Here is a 786-nt window from a genome sequence, read left to right as displayed (position 1 = left end):
CAATGCACTAATTGTGACAATAAAAAAGAGCCATGAGTGGCTCTTTTTTTTTTCATCTAAATTTTAGAAATTATATTTTGCTAATAAATTTATGCGTGAGTAATCACCTTTATCACCTGCAAAAGTTTCACGCTGGCCGTAAGTATATTCTGCACCTAAATCAATATTTTTAACCGGATTCCAGATTAAGTTGACCAAAGCGTTATAAATTTCTTTGTTATAGCTAGTATTAGTTAAATTGCTATTTGCATAGACGCTATCATCTTTATATTGAATACCGCCTATTGCGAGAGTAGAGCGGAGAATAGGGCTCCATTTCCGTTGGTAGCCGATCACCGCACTATCAAATTCACCTAAGTTGATATCTTGAGTAGTTGTATCGTATGCATACGCAGAGTTGCTATAAGATAAATAGCGGCCATCACCTTTAACATGATAATAGTTGGCAACCACACTATCCTGAGGCGTGATATCGTACTTACCGCCGATGCCTACACCCCAGCCAAATTTTTCTTCAGATGAACTATCTTTAGGCGCTACTCGATTTTCATGGGCAAGACCATGAAGCTGTAATAAGCCTTTATTATCTGCGGTTTTGAAATCATAACGAGTTGTTAGAGCAGGGAAACGGCTTCCTCCAGCAGCATTACTCACTTTTTCAACATCACCACCTTCTAAGGCAACTAATATTTTTTGTTGAGCATTAATTGGTTGAGTATAGCGAACCTGTACTGTACGTGTGGTTCCTGTACCTACTGCACCAGTAAAGTCTAGTGTTTCTGGAGA

1 protein-coding gene is annotated in these 786 nt (G+C 38.5%); it reads right to left on the bottom strand.

Annotated elements, in window-relative coordinates; genetic code table 11:
* Nucleotides 1-63: 63 nt before the first annotated feature.
* Nucleotides 64-786, bottom strand: a 723-nt coding sequence (locus C1642_RS12040) for a DcaP family trimeric outer membrane transporter (RefSeq protein WP_146035325.1), incomplete at its 5' end; no start/stop codon positions are given.

This window comes from Acinetobacter sp. AKBS16, from assembly GCF_002899995.1.
In the GTDB taxonomy this organism is placed as follows: Bacteria; Pseudomonadota; Gammaproteobacteria; order Pseudomonadales; family Moraxellaceae; genus Acinetobacter; species Acinetobacter baumannii.
The sequence above is the reverse complement of the archived record's forward strand: the minus strand, read 5'-3'. Positions and strand labels throughout refer to the sequence as shown.